The organism is Marinobacter lipolyticus, assembly GCF_018424605.1.
Lineage (GTDB): Bacteria > Pseudomonadota > Gammaproteobacteria > Pseudomonadales > Oleiphilaceae > Marinobacter > Marinobacter lipolyticus_B.
Window position 1 is genome coordinate 1 of sequence record NZ_QTKT01000039.1, and the last position, 398, is coordinate 398.

General features: G+C 48.2%; 1 protein-coding gene and 1 pseudogene. Both read left to right on the forward strand.

The window, feature by feature from the left end; translation table 11 throughout:
- A partial coding sequence (locus DYI22_RS17350; RefSeq protein WP_171547818.1) for a KOW motif-containing protein occupies positions 1–143 on the forward strand: 143 nt, incomplete at its 5' end.
- A gap of 158 nt (positions 144–301) precedes the next feature.
- A pseudogene (rplK, locus tag DYI22_RS17355) lies at positions 302–398 on the forward strand (50S ribosomal protein L11); the annotation flags it as partial.

Genomic DNA, 398 nt, shown 5'->3' on the forward strand with positions numbered 1-398 from the left:
GTGTTAATGATGGTCCGTTCGCTGACTTCAACGGCGTTGTTGAAGAAGTTGATTACGAGAAATCTCGTCTGAAAGTGTCTGTTTCTATCTTCGGTCGTGCGACCCCTGTAGAGCTGGACTTCAGCCAGGTTGAAAAAGCTTAACCCAGCGATCAAAAAAGCGGCGATTTAATCGTTGCACAAGGCGCGAGATTGGAATACAATTTCGCGCCTTTTGTTTTTATGGGCCTTGCCCGTAAAACGATTTTTTATATCACGGGGAGCCTCTCAGAGGCGTTATTACCCAACTTGAGGAATTTATAATGGCTAAGAAAGTACAAGCCTATGTCAAGCTGCAGGTTGCAGCTGGTATGGCTAACCCGAGTCCGCCAGTAGGTCCGGCTCTGGGTCAGCAGGGCG